General features: G+C 44.2%; 19 protein-coding genes. 7 read left to right on the top strand and 12 right to left on the bottom strand.

The window, feature by feature from the left end:
- Positions 1–35: 35 nt before the first annotated feature.
- The 3 genes from AB8P72_RS03105 to AB8P72_RS03095 form a co-directional block, all read right to left on the bottom strand.
- Positions 36–1,436: an NAD(P)(+) transhydrogenase (Re/Si-specific) subunit beta gene (locus tag AB8P72_RS03105; protein ID WP_369957952.1), complete on the bottom strand. Its 1,401-nt coding sequence runs from the start codon at positions 1,434–1,436 to the stop codon at positions 36–38.
- Positions 1,433–1,780 carry a proton-translocating transhydrogenase family protein gene (locus AB8P72_RS03100; protein WP_200663874.1) on the bottom strand — a complete coding sequence of 116 codons (348 nt, stop codon included), beginning with the start codon at positions 1,778–1,780 and terminating at the stop codon, positions 1,433–1,435. The genes AB8P72_RS03105 and AB8P72_RS03100 overlap by 4 nt, the downstream gene beginning before the upstream one ends.
- Positions 1,781–1,894: 114 nt before the next feature.
- Positions 1,895–3,052: a Re/Si-specific NAD(P)(+) transhydrogenase subunit alpha gene (locus AB8P72_RS03095; RefSeq protein WP_369957951.1), complete on the bottom strand. Its 1,158-nt coding sequence runs from the start codon at positions 3,050–3,052 to the stop codon at positions 1,895–1,897.
- Between the two features lie 501 nt (positions 3,053–3,553).
- Here AB8P72_RS03095 and yaaA point away from each other — a divergent pair.
- Positions 3,554–4,354 (top strand): peroxide stress protein YaaA, encoded by an 801-nt coding sequence (yaaA, locus tag AB8P72_RS03090; protein ID WP_191692387.1) that lies wholly within the window; start codon positions 3,554–3,556, stop codon positions 4,352–4,354.
- A gap of 206 nt (positions 4,355–4,560) precedes the next feature.
- Here yaaA and groL read toward each other — a convergent pair whose 3' ends face one another.
- Positions 4,561–6,210, bottom strand: a complete 1,650-nt coding sequence (gene groL, locus AB8P72_RS03085; protein ID WP_191692388.1) for a chaperonin GroEL — start codon at positions 6,208–6,210, stop codon at positions 4,561–4,563.
- A gap of 127 nt (positions 6,211–6,337) precedes the next feature.
- A complete protein-coding gene (locus AB8P72_RS03080; protein ID WP_313974392.1) occupies positions 6,338–6,628 on the bottom strand; it encodes a co-chaperone GroES in 291 nt (96 codons plus the stop codon).
- A gap of 593 nt (positions 6,629–7,221) precedes the next feature.
- On the opposite strand from AB8P72_RS03080, the gene AB8P72_RS03075 reads away from it, so the two are divergent.
- A complete protein-coding gene (locus tag AB8P72_RS03075) occupies positions 7,222–7,992 on the top strand; it encodes a DUF3108 domain-containing protein (protein WP_369957950.1) in 771 nt (256 codons plus the stop codon).
- A 94-nt stretch (positions 7,993–8,086) separates the two neighbouring features.
- Here the strand turns inward: AB8P72_RS03075 and AB8P72_RS03070 are convergent, their stop codons facing one another.
- Positions 8,087–8,575, bottom strand: coding sequence for a hypothetical protein (locus tag AB8P72_RS03070; RefSeq protein WP_144297706.1), 489 nt, complete (start codon positions 8,573–8,575; stop codon positions 8,087–8,089).
- A 54-nt stretch (positions 8,576–8,629) separates the two neighbouring features.
- Positions 8,630–9,247, bottom strand: a complete 618-nt coding sequence (gene wrbA, locus AB8P72_RS03065; protein WP_191692390.1) for an NAD(P)H:quinone oxidoreductase — start codon at positions 9,245–9,247, stop codon at positions 8,630–8,632.
- A 273-nt stretch (positions 9,248–9,520) separates the two neighbouring features.
- Between wrbA and AB8P72_RS03060 the strand changes: the two genes are divergently transcribed.
- The 3 genes from AB8P72_RS03060 (at position 9,521) to AB8P72_RS03050 (ending at position 14,363) form a co-directional block, all read left to right on the top strand.
- Complete coding sequence (locus tag AB8P72_RS03060) at positions 9,521–11,074, top strand: YihY family inner membrane protein (RefSeq protein ID WP_191692391.1); 1,554 nt, start codon at positions 9,521–9,523, stop codon at positions 11,072–11,074.
- Between the two features lie 278 nt (positions 11,075–11,352).
- Positions 11,353–12,945: a DUF2254 domain-containing protein gene (locus AB8P72_RS03055; RefSeq protein ID WP_369958257.1), complete on the top strand. Its 1,593-nt coding sequence runs from the start codon at positions 11,353–11,355 to the stop codon at positions 12,943–12,945.
- A gap of 143 nt (positions 12,946–13,088) precedes the next feature.
- A complete protein-coding gene (locus tag AB8P72_RS03050; RefSeq protein WP_102076796.1) occupies positions 13,089–14,363 on the top strand; it encodes a sodium:proton antiporter in 1,275 nt (424 codons plus the stop codon).
- A 117-nt stretch (positions 14,364–14,480) separates the two neighbouring features.
- On the opposite strand, the gene AB8P72_RS03045 is transcribed toward AB8P72_RS03050, so the two are convergent.
- From AB8P72_RS03045 to AB8P72_RS03030, 4 genes are all read right to left on the bottom strand, one after another.
- On the bottom strand, positions 14,481–15,038 hold the full coding sequence (locus AB8P72_RS03045) for a DUF2127 domain-containing protein (protein WP_102076797.1): 558 nt from the start codon (positions 15,036–15,038) through the stop codon (positions 14,481–14,483).
- Positions 15,031–16,212, bottom strand: a complete 1,182-nt coding sequence (locus AB8P72_RS03040) for a dihydroorotase (RefSeq protein ID WP_102076798.1) — start codon at positions 16,210–16,212, stop codon at positions 15,031–15,033. Before AB8P72_RS03040 ends, AB8P72_RS03045 begins: the two co-directional genes overlap by 8 nt.
- An 80-nt stretch (positions 16,213–16,292) precedes the next feature.
- Positions 16,293–17,387, bottom strand: coding sequence for an RNA-guided endonuclease InsQ/TnpB family protein (locus tag AB8P72_RS03035; protein ID WP_369957698.1), 1,095 nt, complete (start codon positions 17,385–17,387; stop codon positions 16,293–16,295).
- A gap of 140 nt (positions 17,388–17,527) precedes the next feature.
- Positions 17,528–18,601 (bottom strand): aspartate carbamoyltransferase catalytic subunit, encoded by a 1,074-nt coding sequence (locus AB8P72_RS03030; RefSeq protein ID WP_102076262.1) that lies wholly within the window; start codon positions 18,599–18,601, stop codon positions 17,528–17,530.
- 421 nt (positions 18,602–19,022) lie between these two features.
- On the opposite strand from AB8P72_RS03030, the gene AB8P72_RS03025 reads away from it, so the two are divergent.
- Both AB8P72_RS03025 and AB8P72_RS03020 read left to right on the top strand, forming a co-directional pair.
- Complete coding sequence (locus tag AB8P72_RS03025) at positions 19,023–20,006, top strand: class 1 fructose-bisphosphatase (RefSeq protein ID WP_198328483.1); 984 nt, start codon at positions 19,023–19,025, stop codon at positions 20,004–20,006.
- Positions 20,007–20,104: 98 nt separating this feature from the next.
- Positions 20,105–20,899, top strand: a complete 795-nt coding sequence (locus AB8P72_RS03020) for a TrmH family RNA methyltransferase (RefSeq protein WP_369957949.1) — start codon at positions 20,105–20,107, stop codon at positions 20,897–20,899.
- A gap of 101 nt (positions 20,900–21,000) precedes the next feature.
- On the opposite strand, the gene AB8P72_RS03015 is transcribed toward AB8P72_RS03020, so the two are convergent.
- Positions 21,001–21,933 carry an electron transfer flavoprotein subunit alpha/FixB family protein gene (locus tag AB8P72_RS03015; RefSeq protein WP_191691519.1) on the bottom strand — a complete coding sequence of 311 codons (933 nt, stop codon included), beginning with the start codon at positions 21,931–21,933 and terminating at the stop codon, positions 21,001–21,003.
- Positions 21,934–21,979 lie beyond the last annotated feature (46 nt).

The raw sequence follows: 21,979 nt of genomic DNA, 5'->3' as shown, positions 1-21,979 counted from the left end.
TTTTCGTGAAAATATTATTAGTAGATGATTAGCAATTAATGACCGCCGCCATTAATACTACGTACCATCTCTTCAACCATTTTCTTAGCATCACCAAAGATCATCATGGTTTTGTCCATGTAGAACAAGCTGTTATCAAGACCTGCATAGCCTGTGCTCATTGAACGTTTAATAACCATGACCGTCTGCGCTTTATTGACTTCTAAAATTGGCATACCAAAGATTGGGGATGATGGATCATCTTTTGCCGACGGATTGACGACGTCGTTGGCACCAATAACTAAGACTACATCGGTACTGGCAAAGTCGGAGTTAATCTCATCCATCTCAAGAATGTCATCATAAGGCACGTCAGCTTCCGCCAATAGTACGTTCATATGGCCTGGCATACGACCAGCAACCGGATGAATGGCAAAACGAACGTTAACGCCTTCCTCTTTTAACAGCTCATACAATTCTTTGACCGCGTTTTGAGCACGGCCTTGCGCCATACCGTAGCCCGGTACAATCACCACACTGCTGGCATTAGACATGAGGAAACCTGCGTCTTCTGCCGAACCTGCTTTGTAGTTTTTAGGTGCGCCATCATCTGCGCCTGTAGCGGCAGCTGTCGTACCCATACCACCAAATAAAACGTTTAGTAATGAGCGGTTCATGGCTTTACACATGATGTAAGATAAAATCGCGCCTGACGAACCAACGAGCGAACCTGCGATAATCAGCATCGAGTTGCCAAGGGTAAAACCAATACCCGCTGCCGCCCAACCTGAAAATGAGTTCAATAGCGACACAACCACGGGCATATCACCGCCACCGATTGGCGCAATCCACATCCAACCAAATATTACGGCTAATACTGCCATCGCATAGAAAGCTGGCAATGAATCGGTCATAAAGTAGACGATACCAAAACCAATCATAGCAATAAATAGAATCGCTTGTACCGGTTTTACCCAGCCGCCTACTAGGGTTTTTGCCCAACTTTTTGCGGCTAATTTACCAAAGGCAAAAACAGACGCTGAGAAAGTAATCGCACCAATAAAACAACCAATAAACAGTTCAGCACGGGCGACTGCGCCATGCTGTTGCTCAGTATGCAGTACGGTCGCTAAGGCAATCGCCACTGCTGCCAAGCCTACGAATGAATGCATCAAAGCAACGGTTTCTGGCATCTGGGTCATAGCAACCGTTTTTGCTTTCCACATGCCGACGACTGCACCCAATACCATGGCACCGATGATTAACCACAGCACAGGGCCTTCAGCTAAGAAAAAGGTCGTTGCGACCGCAATAGCCATCGCTACCATACCAAAGCGGTTACCACGAATGGCAGTTTTTGGGCTAGAAAGACCACGCAAGGTTAAGACAAAAAGGATAGCACCGATTAAGTAAAACCAATCTGCATTTGCTGCAATCATATTTGTTAAATCGCTCATGCATCGCCTCCACTTTCAGTCGTCGCAGTTTCAAGCACTGGCGCTTTTTTTACTTTTGGCTTAAACATCGCCAGCATACGCTCAGTCACCGCAAAACCACCAAAAATATTGATACTGGCTAAAAATACTGCAAAGGCACCGAGCAAGCTGGTTGGGGTAAACATCGCGCCGTCAATGGTGACGGTTTGTAGCATCGCCCCGACGATAACGATACTTGATAAGGCATTGGTTACTGCCATTAGTGGCGTGTGCAGTGCTGGCGTGACGCCCCAAACGACGTAATATCCGACGAAAATAGCGAGCACGAATACCGTGAAAATCGCTACAAACGGTGTGCTACTCATGGCCGCACCCGCTGGCGCTGCCGCTAAAATAGTGGCAATCATCTAATCCTCCTAAAAATTTGTTCGTGTCTGGCAAATGTAAGGTAATGAAATTCGAGACTGGATATTTAAGGCTTAGCGTTTAGCAAGACGTACTTGATTGTCATGCGTCACCGCTAATGCGCCCTGAATCTCATCATTCATGTCTAAATTCAGTGCCAGCGTTTTCGCTGAAGCGTCGTCTTTAGCTGCAGGAGCCATTAAAGTAGTGATAAAATTAACAAGGTTATTGGCATATAAATCTGAAGACTGCGCCGCCAGTTGTGATGGAATATTGGCTGCCCCGACGATACGCACACCGTTTGGCGTAGTAATGGTTTCATCAGGCACGCTGCCTTCGACATTGCCACCAGTGCCAGCAGCCATATCAATCAGTACTGAACCAGCTTTCATTTTGGCAAGCGTTGCTCCGTGTACTAAGCGCGGCGCGTTACGCCCAGGAATCTGCGCGGTGGTAATGACGATATCGGCGTTGCTCAAGGCTTTATCCACCACGGCAGCCTGATCTTTGATATATTGTTCAGAGGGCGTCCATGCATAACCGCCCGTGGCTTTGGCTTTTTGCGCTTCGTCTTCGCTCATTGGCACGTCAAGCCATTTACCACCAAGAGATTCCACTTGTTCTTTAGCAGCAGGGCGCAAATCACTGGCTTCAACGACGGCGCCCAAACGCTTCGCCGTCGCAATCGCCTGCAAACCTGCTACCCCTACGCCTAAGATAACCACTTTGGCAGGTTTCACCGTACCCGCTGAGGTCATAAACATCGGAAATGGACGCGAGTATTCATTGGCGGCAAGCAATACCGCTTTATAACCGGCAAGGTTGGCTTGTGACGATAAGACGTCCATGTTTTGCGCACGTGACAAAGTACGTGGCAATAATTCCATGGCAAAGACGGTGGCACCTTTGGCCGCATAAGTATCTAGCTGGCTATTGCGATATGGGTCAAGCATACCAATAATCACTTGACCGGCTGTTAAATGCTCAGTCACCGCTGCTGGCAAATCATTGACGGTAGTAATAATTTGCGCTTGGTTGACGACCTCGGTACTACTATTGGCAATATCAGCACCCGCTGCCTGATACAACTCATCAGCGTAATATGCCGCTTGACCTGCACCTGACTGAATGACGACTTCAAACCCTAGTTTACGTAATTTTTTTACCGCGTCTGGGGTTAGCGCTACCCGTTTTTCACTCGCGCTATCTGCACTAATAACACCAATCTTCATACCGTCTCCTTACTTACGTCAAATGACTATACTCACGTTTAATGACTATCTTTTAACACCCGCAACGCATCTTTAAAAAGCACAGGGGACAAAAAAATCTTTGGTCACGGTTGGTTAAGAACTTAAGACCAAAGATTATCAATTTAATAAATGATAGCTCCTTTGCCATCATGCCTTTTTATTATAGAGATAACATCTGCAAACTTTCATTGTCTAATGATGACCCACAAGTAAAATAAAAAGTTAGGCATTTACACCATCATCATAACTTTTATTGTTATATTAAAAACTTTTATTTTTTCCAAAAGCGCGCAAAGCCTGTAAGCTATTAGCTCACGACAAATATAAAAACCGGCTTAAGGTTTGACATATGTCTACGATGACGCTTAAAAATACAAAACCGCTACGACTAAGTCAAGATAAAATACGGCCTAACGTATAATAAGAAAACTTGACAGCTAAATAGAATACCCATTGGTCTACTATAAATAAGGAATAACCATGTATTTTTTACTCTCCCCTGCCAAATCACTTAATGAGAAAGATGCTTTGCCAGTCAATCTCGGCAATTACTATAGTCAGCCCGAGCTGATTGAGCATGCGCAGGGGCTCATGAAAGACCTAAAAGCAAAAGAGCCGATTGATTTACAAGAGCTGATGAGTATCTCTGACGATTTGGCGCAGCTTAATGCCAGACGTAATCAAGACTGGGCTTGGAGTGCAAATACTCCTTTTACGGGTGACAACGCCAAACCAGCGGGGTATTTATTTGACGGCGATGTCTATACTGGGCTTGATATGTATCATATGGACAAAGATACTGCTATTTACGTTAATGAACATTTGGGTATTTTGTCAGGTCTTTATGGCGTGCTGAAACCGCTCGATTTGATTCAGCCATATCGCCTAGAGATGGGCACCAAGCTAAAAAATGATCGCGGGGATAATCTTTACGAGTTTTGGGGCGAAGAAGTGACTAAAACAATCAATGCACGTATGGCAGATAGTGAGGACAAAGTTTTAATTAATCTTGCTTCTAATGAATACTTTAAGGTAATAAAAAAGAAAGCACTGAATGCGCAAATCATCACGCCAAGATTTGAAGACGAGAAAAATGGCCAATATAAAGTGATTAGCTTTTATGCCAAAAAAGCACGCGGATTGATGGTGAAATACGCAGCAGACAATAAGCTGACCAACGCAGAGCAGCTAAAGCAGTTTGATTTGGCAGGCTATTATTATGTTGATGAGCTGTCTGACGATAAAACGTGGACATTTCGTCGGGATGAAGCAAGTCAGTAGTCTTCAAACAAACAACTAATATGCATAAAAAAACCCCGATAAGCTTAGCCTATCGGGGTTTTGTTTGAACTAGGTTTAACAAGTAGGTTATGACAAAGTCATACTTCTAGCGAAAAGCGATTTGTCGAGGAAGACGCGCGAAAATAGTACTTATCGTACATTGAGCGCGGCTAACAAAGAAAAATCGCTTTGTAGCAGAAGTAAAATTACATCATACCGCCCATGCCACCCATACCACCCATTCCACCGGCAGCGCCCATGCCAGCCATAGCATCATCACCTTGCGGTAAGTCAGTAATCATGACTTCAGTTGTAAGCATGAGGCCTGCAACAGAAGCCGCATTTTCTAGTGCTGAACGTGATACTTTTGCTGGATCAAGGATACCCATCTCTAGCATATCGCCGTATTCGCCAGAAGCTGCGTTGTAACCGTAGTTACCGCTACCGCTCTTGACTTCATTAACCACCACTGACGCTTCTTCGCCTGAGTTGGTCACGATTTGACGTAAAGGTGCTTCCATCGCACGGCGTAGGATTCTAATACCCGCATTTTGGTCGTCGTTATCGCCACGTAGTTCAGACAAGGCATTCATCGCACGAACGAGGGCAACGCCGCCGCCAGGGACAACGCCTTCTTCAACCGCTGCACGAGTCGCATGTAGCGCATCATCAACGCGGTCTTTCTTCTCTTTCATTTCAGTTTCAGTTGCCGCGCCTACTTTGATAACGGCAACGCCGCCAGCAAGTTTTGCCATACGCTCTTGTAGCTTCTCTTTATCGTAGTCAGACGTTGATTCTTCAACTTGACGTTTGATAGATTCAACGCGGTTTTCGATGTCAGCGGTGTTACCCGCGCCATCAACAATCACAGTGTTTTCTTTACCGACAGTGACTTTTTTCGCCGTACCTAATTGCTCTAAAGTAGCAGTCTCTAAGCTCAGACCAATCTCTTCAGAAATCACCGTACCGCCAGTTAACGTTGCGATATCTTCTAGCATAGCTTTACGGCGATCGCCAAAACCTGGTGCTTTAACAGCACAAGTTTTTAAGCCGCCGCGCATGTTGTTTACAACTAGTGTTGCTAGTGCTTCGTTTTCTACGTCTTCAGCAATGATTAGCAACGGTTTGCTTTGCTGCATGACTTGCTCAAGTAATGGCACAATTTCGCGGATATTGCTAATTTTTTTATCAACAAGCAAGATGTAAGGATTTTCGAATTCAGCGGTTAAGCTGTCTTGCTTATTGGCAAAGTACGGGCTGATATAACCACGGTCAAACTGCATACCTTCAACCACTTCCAAGGTATCTTCAAAGCTTGAACCTTCTTCGACCGTGATGACGCCTTGCTTACCAACTTTTTCCATCGCTTGGGCAATCAGCTCACCAATTTTGGTATCTGAGTTGGCAGAGATAGAACCCACTTGGGCAATCGCTTTTGAATCATCAGCTGGGGTTGATAGCTCGTGGATTTGCTCAACCGCGGCACGTACCGCTTTATCGATACCGCGTTTTAGATCCATTGGGTTCATGCCCGCAGCAACTGATTTCATGCCCTCAACCAAGATTGATTGTGCCAATACAGTCGCAGTCGTTGTACCATCACCAGCAACATCGTTGGTACGGCTAGCAACTTCACGCACCAGTTGTGCGCCCATGTTTTCAAATTTGTTTTCAAGCTCGATTTCTTTGGCAACCGATACACCATCTTTAGTGATGGTAGGTGCGCCAAATGATTTATCGATAACCACGTTACGACCTTTCGGGCCAAGCGTGACTTTTACCGCATTTGCTAGAACGTTTACACCGTCCATCATTTGTTTACGGGCATCAATGCCGAATTTTACGTCTTTTGCCATGTTAAATTACTCCACTATTATAAGTATGAGAATGCAATGAAAGGTTTCAATGATATTTTTTTATAAATGTTCTTGGGTATAACTGTTGTTGGCTAAAAATCGTTAGCCAAAATTTCCTTATTGGCAATTAGCCTTCTAGTACACCCAATACGTCTGCTTCTTTCATAATCAATAGCTCTTCGCCGTCAACTTTTACCGTTTGACCCGCATATTGACCGAACAAGACTTTATCGCCAACTTTTACATCTAACGCGCGAGTTTCACCGTTGTCACGAATCTGACCGTTACCGATGGCTAGCACTTCACCTTGAGACGGTTTTTCTTGAGCTGAACCAGGAAGCAAGATACCACCAGCCGTTTTTGTTTCTTCTTCGATACGGCGGACGACAATACGGTCATGTAAAGGACGAATATTCATCGATACGACTCCAAAATTTGGTTAGTTAACATAAAGGTTTATTTGAATGAATGATCTCAATACCAAGATCTAGCAGAATGTCTGCTTAAAAACAGCATTCTTTAGATAAGCTTTGAGCTTGTATCAGAAAGTGGGGGCAAGGCAAGTTTGCTTCAAGTGTAAAGCCCAAAAATTTACAAGATTTTTGCACATCATTGCCTATGTAAGCAGTAGTGCGAGTGATAAATATTCCATTGATTAAATTGCACGCTATTAAAGGCTTTGGCATTGCTTTAAAACAACAAGCCTTCCATCAAATAATAAGAGAGAAAATAAGCGATTGTAAATGAAGCTTTTAGCGGTATCAGCCAATTAACTTCCTCATTTCTTACCAAGCTTACAGCAAGTTACTGCCCGTGCTCGCTTTAGCTAAACCAGCAACATCGACTACAATAGCCTAACGCTTCACTGTGCCCCTGCCCTTGAAAATGTAACAGAGTATGACAATATATAAGGGTGAGCACATAACAACCCCTATAAATAATAGTTAAATAAAATACAGTAGCTTTAATCGAAACTGCCAATACAGCTTGAAACCAAATTAAGGAATATCCATGAGTTTTTTATCACAAAATAAACAATCCCTAACAACCCATTCTAATAACCCGAAACGCAGCCCCTCTAAAATTTTAACCGCCTTAGCCACTGGGGCAAGCATTGCTGCGATTGGAGCTTTAAGTATGACCGCACCTACCCTTGCCAGCGCCAAAAGCGTTGAGCCCTCAAGCGCGAACTATAGTTTCACCATTGAAGATAAATATAAAGGTACAGCTACCCGTACGTTGAATAAATCTGGTAATACCTGGAAATACAATGTCAATGCTCGCGTTGCTGGTCTCGCCACCGCCGCGCAAAATAGTACCTTTACTATTAACGGTAATAATGTGGTGCCAACTCAGGCCAGCACCACTTATAAACTATTGGGCGTTGGTCGTACGCACAAATTGGACTTTAATCCAAGCAGTAAAAAGGTAGTAAGTAACTATCGCGGCAAATCGACGACTTTAAATATGGCGCAGCAAGCCTTTGATGATTTAAGCCTTGAGGTGCAAATTCGCCAAGATTTATTAAATGGTAAATTCTCTGGCAACTATTACATGGCGAAAAAAGACAAAATTGAGAAAACGCCTTTTAAAAAATCAGGCAATACTAAAATCACCGTACCAGCAGGTACGTTTGATACCGTGCGTGTCGACCGCGTGCACGATGACAATAGCCGCTCGACCAGTTTTTGGTTGGCGCCAAGCTTAGATTATCTGCCAGTTAAAGTCAGTCAAATTAACGATGGTAAAAAGATGGATTTAGAATTAACCAAAGTCAATTAAGCCCTTATCTTTGTATAAATGGTTAACGTAAAAAAGCGGCGCTCTAAATGAAGCGCCGCTTTTTTTTATCCGTATAAAACTTTCTATGTGAATTTTAGCGAGAACGTGGCTGTTTAACGACATTGTTCATTGACGGTAGACGTTTTAACAAGATAAATAACCAGACGTTGATGGTAAGTAACAACACAAAATCAAATAGATAGACCATTATCTCAGCCCAACTACTGCCATAAACACGGGTAAATAGCACCACCCCACTCGCGCCAAGATAAACCAAAGTAAACATACTGTCTATCAATAGCGCATAAGGCGAACGCCCGCGTAATATCGATGGCGTTAAGACCAGCGCCGGTAGCAACCATAACGCTTGCCAAGCGATACCGCCAACGATATCGGGACGACTAGGATTAAAGACGCTGATTAAAATCGGCAATGCCAATAATCTAAACGCTAGCCAAACCAACCACGTCACCATCAAACGCTGACGTATAGGCGCTATCGGCTTTTGTGCATTAACTATCTCAGGCGTTTTTGCTGCGGGCGTGTCGATATTACTGTCCTGCTTGGATTGGTTAGTGACCATGAGAGATATGTATTTCCTAATTGATAACAGCAAACGGCAATATATAAGGGTTAATTAACGCTGCCAATTGGCTTGCGCTAAGGCAGACGCGGTAATTGCCAAACGCCGACCTTGGGCAATCGCCAGCTCGCGCTCATCTGCCGATACTGGTTGGTCATGTAACGCGCCGCTGACATGACTTGCGCCATAAGGCGAGCCGCCACGCTGCGTTCTATTTAACGCAGGCTCAGCATAAGGGACGCCCACAATCATCATGCCATGATGCAATAGCGGCATCATCATCGTCAGCAAGGTCGTTTCTTGTCCGCCGTGCATCGAACCGGTAGCCGTAAATACTGCAGCTGGCTTGTTTTGCAGATTGCCTGCCAGCCATAGGGTGACGGTATTGTCCCAAAAATACTTCATCGGTGCGGCCATATTACCAAAGTGCGTCGGACTACCAAGCGCAAGCCCGCTACAATCTTTTAAATCATCCATGGTGCAATAAAGGTCGCCTTCATCAGGAATGGCAGGCTTAGTTGCGGTGGTTTCAGGCGCGACAGTCGGCACCGTACGAATACGCGCCGTCATGCCAGCGTCTTCAACACCCTGAGCAATGGCATATGCTAATGTCTTCGTCGTACCATAATTTGAATAATAAAGCACCAAAACATAAGGGGCGGTCTGACTCATTAGCAAAACATCCTTAAAAAGTCGTGAAAATGAATGGTTAAAAGCGCGTCAACCACACTATAAATGACCCGCATGAATAATAGATGTGCATATTATGCCCGAGTCATGCATTGACAGCAAACAAAGCCCATTTAGCAATGACGTTTTGTAGATGCTATAGACAAGCATGTAAACCAACGCTGACTCAGTGCATTTTGACACAATTCAGTGGCAGATTCTGCACGCTTACTTTTGTTACACTATTCGCACTCTTATTGCCGTTAAATGGTTGTCATGGAAAATTTACTAAAAAAAATCCCTTTTTTACACCAACGTTGGTTTCAGTTTCTACGTTTTTTGACGCGGCACTTTTTTGAAGACAACTGCCAACAAAAAGCGGCGTCGCTAACGTATACGACGCTATTATCGATTGTGCCTATCTTAACAGTACTATTGATGATTTTGTCGTCAGTGCCAGCGCTTGCGTCGGTCAGAGCGCAGATTTATGAAGTGATATATAGCAACTTGTTGCCGCAATCGAGTTTGCAAGTCAGCAAATATATCAATAACTTCGCTGAAAAGTCATCTAATCTGACCATCATCGGTTCGATGGTACTGTTTTTTACCACCATCATGACTTTGACGACCATTGAGCGCGCCTTTAATCAAATCTGGCGAGTAGAGAATCGTTCAGGCGGTATGAAAAGTATTCTGCGCTACTGGACGATTGTGACATTAGGACCGCTGATTTTAGGCACGGCATTTATCGTCTCAAGTACGGTGCAAAGCTTAAGTTTCTTAAATCGACAAATCGCCGGCTACGGTATCGACTGGTCGTTTTGGATACAAATCGTTTCTATTGCGGTCACGGTAGCGGGCTTTATTAGTATGTACTGGTTTATACCTAAAGCGCGTGTCCCGGCAAAAAATGCGGCGATTGCTGGTGTCTTTGTGGCGATTATTTTTGAGTTAATGAAGAACCTTTTTGGTACGGTCATGGCGAATTTTACCAGCTATGAGGCCATTTATGGGGCGTTTGCCGCGCTGCCAATATTTTTATTATGGATCTATCTGTCGTGGAATTTGATTTTGCTCGGCGTTGAGATTAGTTATACCTTGACCATTTTTGAGACCGAAGAGGTTTATCCGCGCCACCCGCTCCTAAGTTTGCTCGATATGTTAAATCTCGTTTATACCCATCATTTAAAAGGCGAAGCGGTGAGCGAGCAAGCGCTGCGTAATGTCTTAGGACGTAAAGAGCTGCCAAAATGGTATACCTACATTAACTATCTGCAAGACAGTAATCTTATCACCATGACCGAAGAAGAAGATTATGTGCTGAAAAAAGATTTGAGCAAAATGACCTTGTGGGATTTTTATCGTACTCTGCCTTACCCTTTGCCTATCAAAGATGAGCTTGATGAGATGAGCATTGAGGACCAAAAACCTTGGCTGAGCTTATTGGTTGATCGCTTTGAAAATACAGAAGCTTATGCCAAACAGCAATTGGCTTTACCATTGAATATGATTTTCGCTCATAGCGAACCCCGTAAAAAATCTGAGGAAAATACAGCAAATTCAACTAAAAACACTCGCTCTAAACTCTTTAGAAAATCTAGCGAGGCAACCCCTAACTACCTATCTAAAAAAGATAAAGATAGGGATAACGTCACGCCGGACTTTGATCCTATCGCTTATGATAAGGACAGCGACGTAGAATGCGATGAGAATAACAATGAAATTCTCATTCCTAAAGATATTGGCGACAATAAACCTTCTACACTTCACCACAGAATTGGGAAGAGAGACGATATTATTACAGAAGCGGATAAGCCTATAATAAAGTAAGCTTATGTTAAGTAAGCTTATGTTAAGTAAGCTAACTATCATTTTTTATCTTCGTTACAACATATAAATAAGCTCCTATCATAGGGGCTTTTTTTACTAAATTTTTAAACGATCCTATTTATATGGTAAGGTAATTCCTTTTAAGCCTCGTCATCTAGTGAGGCAATAGCACGGCTTTTTTCAATAAAACTTGTTTAATTTTTAGGTCATTTTTGGAGCGCATTCTATTGGACAAACACCCTAAAAATGGCTGGCTTAAGTCGCTATTGCTCACCCTTATGCACAGGTTAAAGCAATTTGCCCAGCTGTGGTCGCTACAGACGCTATTAGATTTACCCGATCGCCTAAAAAATCTGTGGCAGCAGCTGATTGGTTCTTATTGGTTTATTCCTAGCGCTTGTGTGTTAGCGGGCATTCTCCTCGCGCCCATATTGGTCACCATTGATGAACATTTTGACCGCGAGACGGTTAGAGAGCTAAGTTTTGCTTTTACCGGCGATGATGAGGCCGCTCGCGCTATCATGACCACCATTGCTGGTGCCGTACTTGGTGTCGCGGGGACTACTTTTTCGATTACCATTGCCGTGTTATCAATGGCGTCTTCGCAATTTGGCCCCAGATTGCTGCGTAATTTTTTGACCGATACGCCCAATCAGTTTGTTTTAGGCGCGTTTATTGGCACCTTTAGCTATAGTTTATTGGTGTTAAAAGCGATTCATAAATACGATGTTGCCTTTGGTGTACCGCAATTGGCGGTGACCTTTGGCATTATCATGGCAATTATTTGCGCGTTATTATTGGTGTATTTTGTGCAGCATATGGTGCATGCGATTCAGGCATCGCATGTGATCGAAGGCGCCAGTAATGAGGCGATTAAAAATATTCACTACTGGTATAAAGACCGCTGTGATATCAATCATCAACGTAACGTTGTGCATCAGGATATCGAACAATTTCACACTTGGTCTGCAACGCCGATTTATGCGCCAAGCTCGGGGTATTTGCAGCAAATCTATCTTAAATCACTGGTAACTCTGAGCCAAGATTATGCAGGCGTGGTGCAAATCAAAGCCAATCTTGGTGATTTTGTCACTGATAGAAATATTATCGGCTATTTTTATCAGCGCCCAGCCAACCATCCAGACAATCGACAGCAGACCAACACACCAAAACTTGCTATTGTGCCGCGCCCCCCAGATAGCTTGTTTTGGCAGCGCTTTGCTGGTTGTATCCGTATTGAGCAGCGCCTAAGCCATTCTAACGATATCGCTTATAGTTTAGGACAAATGACCGAAATTGCGGTACGCGCTCTTTCTCCAGGAATTAACGATCCCAAAACTGCGGTCAATTGCGTACAGTCTTTGACCAGCTGCCTTAGCATCATGATGCGTCGTCAGCCGCCAATCCCCTATCATTTTTATATAAAAAATCCAGACAAGTCGATGCCAGATAAAACAACATCTGATAATAGCATTATTGAAAAAGTAAGCCATAAACCACGCGACGCCATATTAGCCGTCGTGACTCATACCCCTAAAATATCCGACTTTATCGATACCTCGCTTGGCGAGATACGGCGTTACGCGACCGCAGACTTAATGGTGTTAAAGGCGCTTTGTCAGGCAATGGTAGACCTTAATTATGCCAAAGTTAATAATGCTCAGCAGCAAACGCTCTTACATGAGCTGACGTTGATTGAACGTGCGGGACAAGACAATCTTAGCTATCAGGCCTTGGTCGATGACTTAAGCGCCATGTGTGCGCAAGCCAAGCAGTTTATTCTCAGCGACAATGACCAACACCAATATTTTGCTTATGTCGCTAAGTTCGATGCTCATATTCATCAAGCTCTACAAACACAATCAAGATAGCGTTTAAAATGATCTTTATAACTAAAAATAAGTTTGCCACTCATAACTGGTAAGCCAGCACAAAAATAACTAAAATAAAACCCCGTTAATCCTCCTAAGTCCTAAAATCGGGGCGAATTTTTATCATTATTTGAGACCTTTTTATGGCCCCTACCAGCAGCTTGACCGTACTAGAAATCAGCGCTATTTTTTTATCGATTACTGCCTTATTAACTTATGTCAATCATCGCTTTATCGGCTTACCAACGACTATCGGCGTGATGGTAATCTCCATTTTATTATCTATCGGCGCGATATTTTTGGGCTTTTTAGGTTTTGATCAGCTCATTGATTACGAAGTGAGCTTATTAGAACAGCTTGATTTTACCGAAGTCTTATTGGACGGCATGCTGTCTATGTTGCTCTTTGCGGGCGCGCTACACGTCAATATTGGCGATTTAAAACGTTATAAACTGCCCATTGGTATCCTTGCTTTTATTGGCACCATCGTATCGGCGTTACTCATTGCCGCTGCCCTTTATTTTATGCTGCCGCTATTTGGTTTTGGCCTGCCGTTTTTGTGGTGTTTATTATTTGGCGCTTTGATATCGCCGACCGACCCAATCGCCGTGATGGGTATTTTGGCCTCAGCTGGCGCACCAAAAAGTATTGAAACGGTCATCGCTGGTGAATCACTATTTAATGATGGTATCGGCGTGGTTATTTTCGTGCTGCTGCTCGGTATTTTATCCAGTGGCGATATCCCAACGGCCAATTATGTTGCCCATACCTTAGCCGTTGAAGCTGGTGGCGGTATAGTCTTTGGTTTAGTGCTCGGCGCAGTTTTGTACTACATGCTTAAAAGCATCGACAGCTACCAAGAAGAGGTGTTATTAACGCTGGCGGGCGTCATAGGCGGCTATGCACTCGCCAGCCATTGGCATTTATCAGGGCCACTTGCGATGGTGATGATGGGCTTAATGGTAGGTAATCGTGGACGCGCGCTAGCGATGAGTGATAAAACGCGCCATTATATTGATTTGTTTTGGGAATTAATTGATGAAATTCTTAACGCGATTTTATTTGTCTTGATTGGTTTAGAGGTGGTGATGATTGCTTATTCGGGCAATTTATTTATCGCTGCTGGTTTGACCATTGTTATTGCCCTAGTTGCACGCTTTATCGTCGTCGGCATGACCACCAAAACCTTTCATCGTCAGCTTGATTTGCCAAAAGGCGCGTGGAAAGTGCTGACATGGGGCGGATTGCGCGGTGGCATTTCGGTTGCTTTGGTGTTGCAGCTGCCAGCAGGCGGCGAGCGCGATATTTTATTGGCGCTGACTTATGCGGTGGTGATATTCTCTATTTTGGTACAAGGTTTGAGCGTTGGTAAAGTCGCCAAAAGCATTCGTACCGACGAGAAAGTCGCAGAAATATAAGCTTTACATAGTTTTCATTTAGCCGTTTTAATCAAAGAAATGCCAGTATAAGAGGATAACTTATACTGGCTTTTTTAGGTCTCTTAAACCCGTTTATTGGTTTGTATCACAGCCTAGTTATATCAAACCTTTGCGCTTCATATTGCGATAAACCACGATAACAATAATAATATTTGATATTAAGATGGCAAGCTTAAACCAGTCAAATGGGCTAGCAAACAAATAATAAATCTCAATAGGAATAAATATCCCGTAGCCTAACACCCCAAACCAATATGCCCAAGTTTTATCTTGCCACAAACCATAAGCTTCAAGAAAGCGCAAACTGGCATAAGCAAAAATGAGCAATAAAAATACTGGCCAATTTTTGCTTGCCTGCTGCGCTATGCGTACCGCACTATCAACTTGCGGTGCTAGCAGTTGCCCAAAGACTTGCTGCCAAGACGCAGTCGCTGTCGTTAGCCAATGCTCAAGGTCACTATGCCAGGACCATAAAGCCCCCGCCCCTAATAGCGCACCAACGCCTTTGACCACTTCATAGATTGCCACCGCTTTGATCGATTCGCTAGAGGTACTAGCGCCACTGCGCGGTGTATGCGGCTGACTGGTTAAATCTTGGTTATTATCCTTCGAGGATGGTAGCAGACTGTCATCCTGTCTGGGCAAATTAGGCAAAGAAAGTCTCCACCACACGACCCTGCAACTGCTCATTAAAGAACGGCGTGTTTTTCCCATTTGACAGCATGGTTTCTGTGGTTACTTGCCACTCAAGATTGGGATCGACCAACACCGCGCCGCCGATACTTTCATACTTCTCACTAATGCCCGCAATTTTTGCGGGGTTCAGACAGATTTTATCGACCAGTTGATCAAGCGTTAATACTTCATCGCGTACCAACTGACAGGCCAGCGCCATAAAGGTATCAAAGTTTGAGATACCAGGCGTACTCTCAGCAAAGGGTGCTTTTTTAGCGGTACTATTTAGCGGCTCATGATGGCTGCAAATCGCATCAATAGTGCCGTCTTTTAGCCCGCGGCGAATGGCTTGCTGATCGGTATTACTACGCAGCGGCGGTAGCACATAGGCTTGGGCATTAAAGCCTTTTAAATTATCATCGGTTAAATACAGCTGATGCATCGCCACATCACAAGTCACCGGCAGACCTTTGTCTTTCGCCCAGCGCATCAGCTCAATCGAAGACTTACAAGATAATTGGCTAAAATGTGCGGCAATACCCGTTTCTTCTACCATCAATAACTGCGTTGATAAAGCAACCGTTTCTGCAATCCAAGGAATGCCTTGCAAACCATGATACGAAGCGATATAACCTTCATGTGCCACGCCATCACCAGAGAGACTTGGCTCGTCAGGATAAAAGAATACTTTCATGCCAAAAGTCGCCGCATACTCCAAAGTACGCAGTAACACTAAGTCATTACGAAAAGGTCGACGCGCATTAGAAACTGCGATACAGCTGCCTTTTTTCAGACCAGCGATATTTGATGGTCGCTCGCCTTCTAAGCCTGCGGTCAACGCCCCTAAAACATGCAAATAAATACCGCCATCACTCAGCGCCCGCTCACGCAAACCTTTTAATAGCGAGCCATTTTCTAAAATGGGGTTGGTATCAGGTGGAATCACCACATGCAAAAAGCCATTGCCACGGGCCGCACGCCCTTCTGACTCTAACGTACCGTGTTGTTGTTGACCCGGTTCGCGTAAACGGGCGCATAAATCAACCAAGGGAGGCAGTAGCCACATTTCGCGCTCTGACTCAAGAGAAGCCAGTTTATGGGTTACTGTGTTTGGTAGCCCGTCTTTAAATGCTTTTGGAAGTAAGTCGTGCATATGAATATCTGAATTCGTAATGTGAACCATGAGCGTTATTACCGTATCAATAAAATGGGATAATTGACTTCCTCCCCTCCCTAAAGTGAGGGGATTCCTACTACTAGACGCTCAAGCCCGAGCGCGAGAATGTTTTTTGCCGCATTAATATCGCGGTCATGAGTGACACCGCACTCGCAAAGCCATTCTCTTATTCCAAGACCCGTCCTACCTTTCGGACTATTTTGGCGTGAGCCGCAACACGAGCAGGTTTGGGTGGTGTACGCTTCATTTACTTCGATATAGTGGCAACCTGCGTTCGCGCATTTGTAGTCCAGTTGTCGCTTTATCTCAAACCAACCTGCATCATAGACGGACTTGGCGAGTTTGCCCCTAGTGAATGATTTTGATTGAAGTTTGCCAATGATGATTATTTTATTAGTCTTGGTAAGGTTGGTGGTAAATTTATGAATCAAGTCTTGGCGTGTATTTTTAATCTTGGCGTGAATCGCCTTAACTCTTTGTTTGTTTTTAGCCCGCTGAGCAATGCCTAGTTTTTTAGCGTATTGCTGGGTGACTTTGGTTTTTAGTACCTCACCATTACTTGTCGTTGCTGAGTCCCTGCAACCTAAATCAATACCAGTTTCGCCTGTACCGCACTCAATTTTTGGGTACTCTTTAATGGTGATACAGGCATACCAGTGGCCGCGACTGTTTTGTACAAGCTCACAGGTGTTGATGGTGTAGAGTGCTAGATTATAGCTATCCCACACGTCGATGGTCAGCTTCTTGCCTTTAGCCAGGCTAAATTGAATGGTGGATTTAAGAGCTTTTTTACCTGCTTTTTTGACACCTAAGTATTTGATTGCTGCTTTTTTAAAAGGAATCCAACCAAGTGATTTACGCTTAGATTTTGGGTTATTGGTTCGCCAGTTTAGTTTGGCTTTTTTGAATTGCTTGCGAGATTTAGCATGGGTTTCGGTGATGGCTTGTAAGGTTTGACTGTGCAAATTCAAAAACTCGCCACTACCTTTTACATAAGCCGCAATATCATAAGCTGAAAAGAAATGATTGGTGCGTTGAAGATGCTTAAAACTCAAGTCATTCACATAGTTCCACACAAAATTAACCGCACCAGCCAGTTTATTTAGCTGATTGGCGTGTTTGTCTTTGATGCGTAACTTGAGCGTTTTCATAGAGTGATTATGGTCTTAATGAGTTTGGTTGACAAGTCTGTTTTAAGGCTGAGCGACACTAGTTGACGCCTGATATCCACGCCCTAGAAGGGACATGGTTTTACGGCGCTTTTTGATAATTAAAATAGGGCAGCAGAGGATTATTGACTCGCCGCTTGATGCGCGCGCTGACCTTCCATAGCCAGCGATAACACTGCCATGCGAATCGCAATGCCATTATTTACTTGCTTTAAAATAACAGACTGGTCACCATCGGCAACGCTTGAGGCAATCTCAACCCCGCGATTCATCGGCCCAGGATGCATCACCAACGCATCGGGTTTAGCCAGTGCTAGGCGTTCAGGCGTAATACCATAGTGTTTATAATACTCACTCGACGACGCCAGCAGCGGCGAGCCGATACGCTCATTTTGTATTCTTAATCCCATAATGACATCACAGTCGGTGACGCATTCGTTCATATCTTCATAAACTTGCACGCCAAAACGCTCAATACCTTTGGGTAATAAGGTACGCGGCGCACAAACACGAATATCTTTAACTCCCAAGGTTTGCAGCGCACTGATATCTGAGCGTGCGACCCGCGAATGCTTAATATCACCGACGATGGCCACAGACAATTCTTCAAACGGGCGCGGTGCTTCACGGTGAATGGTCAGCATATCGAGCATACCTTGCGTCGGATGAGCATGCCAGCCATCACCGCCGTTGATAATAGCAATATCTGGCGTCACTTCGGTTGCCATAAAATGCGCCGCGCCTGACGCTGAATGCCGTACCACAAAGATATCCGCCGTCATCGCTTGTAGATTCCATAAGGTGTCGCGCAAGCTCTCGCCTTTTTTGGTACTGGAGCGCTCAATATCGATATTGAGCACATTGGCACCAAGACGCTTTTCGGCGACTTCAAAGGTTGTACGCGTGCGCGTTGACGGCTCAAAAAACAAATTCATCACCGTATAGCCTTCAAGCTCAGGGCGGTTAATCAGTTGCCCATTATCATCAAAAAATGTCTCTGCTTTGGCAATAATTGCCTGCAGTTGCGCTTTACTTAAACCCTCTACCCCTAAGAAATGGCGAATACTGCCATCGTTATTGAGCTGCGGACGACTGAGCGAGGCGTTGAGCTTTTGATGAATAGTCTCAGGATCAAACTTGGCATAATCAGTCGGCGAAACGGTTGGTGTTGAGCGACTATCGATAGAATTTGACATAATGGCACATCTTTATTGTTAGGTGATATGAGGTGATTATCATTATTTAGGCGTTTTACGCTGGTTAAGCACACAGACAAGGACATTTTGGCGCTTATTTGCTACAATTTAGCGCAATGACAAACAACCTTAAAAGATAGCTTTTGGCGTCTTAGTGAGCAATGGCTCTAGACATATAGCAAACCTTATCAAAAGCCACTTATTAACACCATAAATAAATAATCATAGCGCTAGTGTAGCTGATTTTGTGGTCAGGACAAAGACGCCTTGCTGGGTATTTAAAAATTTGCCAAATTTAGGCAAATTAAAGGTGATCTAACCGTCTCTCAAACTTCTATTTAATTTTTATTCTCATTGGTCTTATTTTTAAAAGTACTTATTTTAATACTATCTATTTTAACCGCCTTTATCAGGAAACCTTATGACAACCTTAGCAAATTATCTAAACGCTGATGCCAGTAACCCGGCACTTAATGACGTAATTACCACTGTGACTAATGTTGGTAAAACCATCTCGCAGTTATTAAGAAAAGGGGCGTTAGCAGATATCTTAGGCGAAGCAGGTAATCAAAATGTCCAAGGTGAAGAGCAGAAAAAACTCGACGTCTTAGCTAACGATTTATTATTAGAGGCGTTGGCAAACAACGCGCATTGTGCAGGTGTTGCCTCAGAAGAGCTCGACGATGCTACCCCTGCCAACGCTGATGGTAGTTTATTGGTATTGTTCGATCCGCTTGATGGCTCATCAAATATCGATATTAATATGGCCGTCGGTACCATCTTCTCTATCCTACCGTACCAACGCCAAGGTCAAATCAGTGCAAATAGCGATTTTTTACAAGCGGGTAATCAACAGCTAGCCGCCGGTTATTTGCTATATGGCACCTCTACGGTACTGGCATTAACCATCGCTGATAATGTCGTGATGTTTAGCCTAGACCCTGATAGCAATGACTATGTACTGATAGAAGAGGATGTTCAGATTGATGCGGATACTAGTGAATACGCTATCAACGCTTCAAACTATCGCTACTGGCAAGCGCCTATGCAGCAATATATCGACGAGCTCATCGCTGGCAAGACTGGCGTACGCGGCCGTGACTTTAACACGCGTTGGGTGGCGGCGATGGTCGGCGATGTGCATCGAATTTTATGTCGTGGCGGTTTATTCACCTATCCATTTGACACCAAAGATGCCAATAAAGCCGGCAAGTTACGCTTGATGTATGAAGCCAATCCGATGAGCTTATTGATTGAGCGAGCGAGCGGCGCTGCTACCGACGCGGTGCAGCGTATCTTGGATATAGAACCAACGGATATTCACCAACGTGTCCCTGTGGTACTTGGCAGTAAAAACGAGGTCGATTACGTTAAAAATCTACATTTAAAACATGCTGATAAATAAATCATTTGCACCCAATTTGAAAATACACAGCGTACAGCGATATAAACAATCGACTTTACGCTGATGATTCAAACTCTTTATATTTTAAGCGATCTATTATGGTAGCAAATCCCACCGAGCTGATTACCTCAGATAAAAATACGACTGTCAAACTTATCAAAGGGCTATTGACGCAAGCGCGCCAGCGTAAGAAACAAGGGCAAACCGTCATTGAAGGCGTGCACCTTATCGATGCCGCTCTGCGTAGCGATTACCCATTTGTGCAGATATTACTGTCTGAATCGGCGCACCAGCATTCTGAAGTTCAGCAGCTTTTGACGCGCCTGCCGACTTATACGCCTATTTTGACTTTAGCAGATAGCCTGTACGAAGGTATTCGTAGCTTAGGGACTGGCATCGATATCATGGCGCTGATTAACATTCCAGCGCCTAGCCTTACACCCATCAATGATGACTGCTTGATTCTTAATGATGTCCAGGACAGCGGCAATGTCGGTACGCTACTGCGTACGGCGGCGGCGGTTGGCATTAAAAACATACTTTGTACCAGTGCAACAGCGCAAGCATGGTCACCAAAGACGCTCAGAGCAGGTATGGGCGCGCAGTTTGCCCTCAGCATTTACGAGGGGTTAAGTGTGCAAGATATTTTAGATTTCGTACAAACGCCGCTATTTGCCACCAGCTCACATACCGATACGGTGATTTATCAACACGACTTAAAAAAACCTATCGCTTGGATTATGGGTCATGAAGGCCAAGGCGTTTGTGATGAGCTAATGCAATGCGCGACCCCTATTGCCTTGCCGCAGCCTAATGGGCAAGAAAGTCTGAATGTCGCTATCGCAGGGTCATTGTGCTTGTATGAGACATTGCGACAAAGGGAATATAGCTAATATTGTTAAGTAAATTAAAAAAGTTTAGATTTGATAATAAAAAACCCGCTATAAAAAATAGCGGGTTTTTTGTGCTTGATTACTTATCTAGTAATTAACCATTAAATCTTACTAGTTAGCTCAGGCAATGCTTCAAATAAATCGGCTTCTAAGAAGTAATCAGCAACGCTCGCAATTGGAGATTCTGGGTCATTGTTGATAGCAACGATCACTTTAGAATCTTTCATACCCGCTAAATGCTGAATCGCACCTGAGATACCCGCTGCGATATAGAGGTCTGGAGCAACGATTTTACCTGTTTGACCAACTTGCATATCGTTTGGTACATAGCCTGCGTCAACAGCAGCACGTGATGCGCCAACCGCCGCGCCAAGCTTATCAGCTAGTGGCTCGATGTATTTAGTGAAGTTTTCACCGTTTGCTAGCGCACGACCACCTGAAACCACGATGCTTGCAGAAGTCAATTCAGGACGGTCAGATTTTGCCATCTCTTCATTGACGAAGCTTGATTTACCCAAATCTTGAACATTATCGAGTGTCTCAACAGACGCTGAACCGCCTTCGCTTGCCACAGGATCAAAAGCAGTGGTACGGACTGTTAAAACCACTTTATCTTCTGAGGTCTTAACTGTTGCCGTGGCGTTACCTGCATAGATAGGACGCTCAAAGGTGTTTGCGTCTACGACCGCAGAGATTTCTGACAACATGCTCACGTCAAGTAAAGCGGCGACACGTGGCATAAAGTTTTTGCCAGTAGTGGTAGCAGCAGCGATGATATGGCTATAATCACTAGCGATGTCAGCAATCAATAGGGCGATATTGCCTGCCAATTGATGTTCATAAGCGGCGTTATCGGCTAATAGTACTTTAGTCACGCCTTCAGCTTTAGCGGCTGCATCAGCTGCTGCCTGCGCGCCGCTACCAGCGACCAATACATGGACGTCATCGCCTATTTGCTTAGCAGCAGCGATCGTGTTCAAAGTTGCCTTTTTTAGACTGGCATTGTCATGTTCTGCATATACCAAAATTGCCATTGTTTTTATCCTTTATTTATTCGTATCATCTATTCATGCGGTTGTT

The sequence above is a fragment of the Psychrobacter sp. CLB018 genome (assembly GCF_041222815.1).
GTDB classification, from domain to species: Bacteria; Pseudomonadota; Gammaproteobacteria; order Pseudomonadales; family Moraxellaceae; genus Psychrobacter; species Psychrobacter faecalis.
This window is presented reverse-complemented; position numbering and strand designations above follow the sequence as displayed.

What these genes read in the sequence shown, in the direction of transcription:
- AB8P72_RS03105 (WP_369957952.1), bottom strand. Translation starts at nt 1,436, where the DNA reads ATGAGCGATTTAACAAATATGATTGCAGCAAATGCAGATTGGTTTTAC.
- AB8P72_RS03100 (WP_200663874.1), bottom strand. Translation starts at nt 1,780, where the DNA reads ATGAGTAGCACACCGTTTGTAGCGATTTTCACGGTATTCGTGCTCGCT.
- AB8P72_RS03095 (WP_369957951.1), bottom strand. Translation starts at nt 3,052, where the DNA reads ATGAAGATTGGTGTTATTAGTGCAGATAGCGCGAGTGAAAAACGGGTA.
- yaaA (WP_191692387.1), top strand. Translation starts at nt 3,554, where the DNA reads ATGTATTTTTTACTCTCCCCTGCCAAATCACTTAATGAGAAAGATGCT.
- groL (WP_191692388.1), bottom strand. Translation starts at nt 6,210, where the DNA reads ATGGCAAAAGACGTAAAATTCGGCATTGATGCCCGTAAACAAATGATG.
- AB8P72_RS03080 (WP_313974392.1), bottom strand. Translation starts at nt 6,628, where the DNA reads ATGAATATTCGTCCTTTACATGACCGTATTGTCGTCCGCCGTATCGAA.
- AB8P72_RS03075 (WP_369957950.1), top strand. Translation starts at nt 7,222, where the DNA reads ATGAGTTTTTTATCACAAAATAAACAATCCCTAACAACCCATTCTAAT.
- AB8P72_RS03070 (WP_144297706.1), bottom strand. Translation starts at nt 8,575, where the DNA reads ATGGTCACTAACCAATCCAAGCAGGACAGTAATATCGACACGCCCGCA.
- wrbA (WP_191692390.1), bottom strand. Translation starts at nt 9,247, where the DNA reads ATGAGTCAGACCGCCCCTTATGTTTTGGTGCTTTATTATTCAAATTAT.
- AB8P72_RS03060 (WP_191692391.1), top strand. Translation starts at nt 9,521, where the DNA reads ATGGAAAATTTACTAAAAAAAATCCCTTTTTTACACCAACGTTGGTTT.
- AB8P72_RS03055 (WP_369958257.1), top strand. Translation starts at nt 11,353, where the DNA reads ATGCACAGGTTAAAGCAATTTGCCCAGCTGTGGTCGCTACAGACGCTA.
- AB8P72_RS03050 (WP_102076796.1), top strand. Translation starts at nt 13,089, where the DNA reads ATGGCCCCTACCAGCAGCTTGACCGTACTAGAAATCAGCGCTATTTTT.
- AB8P72_RS03040 (WP_102076798.1), bottom strand. Translation starts at nt 16,212, where the DNA reads ATGCACGACTTACTTCCAAAAGCATTTAAAGACGGGCTACCAAACACA.
- AB8P72_RS03035 (WP_369957698.1), bottom strand. Translation starts at nt 17,387, where the DNA reads ATGAAAACGCTCAAGTTACGCATCAAAGACAAACACGCCAATCAGCTA.
- AB8P72_RS03030 (WP_102076262.1), bottom strand. Translation starts at nt 18,601, where the DNA reads ATGTCAAATTCTATCGATAGTCGCTCAACACCAACCGTTTCGCCGACT.
- AB8P72_RS03025 (WP_198328483.1), top strand. Translation starts at nt 19,023, where the DNA reads ATGACAACCTTAGCAAATTATCTAAACGCTGATGCCAGTAACCCGGCA.
- AB8P72_RS03020 (WP_369957949.1), top strand. Translation starts at nt 20,105, where the DNA reads ATGGTAGCAAATCCCACCGAGCTGATTACCTCAGATAAAAATACGACT.
- AB8P72_RS03015 (WP_191691519.1), bottom strand. Translation starts at nt 21,933, where the DNA reads ATGGCAATTTTGGTATATGCAGAACATGACAATGCCAGTCTAAAAAAG.